Origin of the sequence: Flagellimonas pacifica, from assembly GCF_900215465.1 — a bacterium.
Taxonomy (GTDB): Bacteria; Bacteroidota; Bacteroidia; order Flavobacteriales; family Flavobacteriaceae; genus Flagellimonas; species Flagellimonas pacifica.
On record NZ_OBEH01000014.1, the window covers coordinates 1 to 1,463 of the forward strand.

The window sequence follows — 1,463 nt, forward strand, 5'->3', positions numbered from 1 at the left end:
GCCACGAAGAACTATGTTGACAACCTCAGTGTCGATGATGCTGATTCGGATCCTAACAACGAGATCCAGGACCTTGAGGACGTTATCGGCGAGGATGCCAGTGCAGGGAACAACGCCATTACGAACCTGGCCGACCCTACCAATGCACAGGACGCCGCGACAAAGAACTATGTTGACAACCTCAGTGTGGACGATGCTGATTCGGACCCTAACAATGAGATCCAGGACCTTGAGGACGTTATCGGCGAGGACGCCAGTGCAGGGAACAACGCCATTACGAACCTGGCCGACCCTACCAATGCACAGGACGCCGCCACGAAGAACTATGTTGACAACCTCAGTGTGGACGATGCTGACCCCGATCCTAACAACGAGATCCAGGACCTTGAGGACGTTATCGGCGAGGATGCCAGTGCAGGGAACAATGCGATCACGAACCTGGCCGACCCTACCAATGCACAGGACGCCGCGACAAAGAACTATGTTGACAACCTCAGTGTGGACGATGCTGATTCGGACCCTAACAACGAGATCCAGGACCTTGAGGACGTTATCGGCGAGGATGCCAGTGCAGGGAACAATGCGATCACGAACCTGGCCGACCCTACCAATGCACAGGACGCCGCGACAAAGAACTATGTTGACAACCTCAGTGTGGACGATGCTGATTCGGATCCTAACAACGAGATCCAGGACCTTGAGGACGTTATCGGCGAGGACGCCAGTGCAGGGAACAACGCCATTACGAACCTGGCCGACCCTACCAATGCACAGGACGCCGCGACAAAGAACTATGTTGACAACCTCAGTGTGGACGATGCTGATTCGGACCCTAACAACGAGATCCAGGACCTTGAGGACGTTATCGGCGAGGATGCCAGTGCAGGGAACAACGCCATTACGAACCTGGCCGACCCTACCAATGCACAGGACGCCGCGACAAAGAACTATGTTGACAATATAAGTGTGGACGATGCTGATTCGGATCCTAACAACGAGATCCAGGACCTGGAGGACGTTATCGGCGAGGACGCCAGTGCAGGGAACAACGCCATTACGAACCTGGCCGACCCTACCAATGCACAGGACGCCGCGACAAAGAACTATGTTGACAACCTCAGTGTGGACGATGCTGATTCGGACCCTAACAATGAGATCCAGGACCTTGAGGACGTTATCGGCGAGGACGCCAGTGCAGGGAACAACGCCATTACGAACCTGGCCGACCCTACCAATGCACAGGACGCCGCCACGAAGAACTATGTTGACAACCTCAGTGTGGACGATGCTGATTCGGACCCTAACAACGAGATCCAGGACCTTGAGGACGTTATCGGCGAGGATGCCAGTGCAGGGAACAATGCGATCACGAACCTGGCCGACCCTACCAATGCACAGGACGCCGCCACGAAGAACTATGTTGACAACCTCAGTGTGGACGATGCTGATTCGGACCCTAACAA

1 protein-coding gene is annotated in these 1,463 nt (G+C 54.9%); it reads left to right on the forward strand.

Going from position 1 to position 1,463, the window contains the following annotated elements:
- Positions 1 to 1,463, forward strand: a 1,463-nt coding sequence (locus CRO15_RS19835; protein WP_165770013.1) for a midas domain-containing protein, incomplete at both ends; no start/stop codon positions are given.